Here is a 361-nt window from a genome sequence, read left to right as displayed (position 1 = left end):
CCGGCACGGGATCGACATTCCACGTCAGACACTGGCGCGCTGGATCATCCAATGCAGCGAACATGTCCAGCCGCTGCTGAATTTGATGCGTGAGCGATTGCTGGAAAGTCCGGTCATCCATTGCGATGAAACCCGTGTCCAGGTACTGAAAGAACCGGATCGAGATCCGACCAGCCAATCCTGGATGTGGGTGCAAGTCAGCGGACCGCCTGACCGAAAAATCGTGCTGTTCGACTACAGCTCCAGTCGGGCGCAGGAAGTTCCGTTGCGCCTGCTGGAAAGTTATCGCGGGTATGTCATGACGGACGATTACGCCGGCTATAACGCGTTGGCGCTGCAGCCTGGCGTGGAACGGTTGGCG

At 58.2% G+C, this 361-nt stretch carries 1 protein-coding gene; it reads left to right on the top strand.

Annotated elements, in window-relative coordinates; genetic code table 11:
- Nucleotides 1-361: IS66 family transposase (locus AC25ND_RS26410; protein WP_486976685.1), on the top strand; the 361-nt coding region annotated here is incomplete at both ends.

This window comes from Pseudomonas sp. P110(2024) (assembly GCF_057480795.1).
This window is presented reverse-complemented; position numbering and strand designations above follow the sequence as displayed.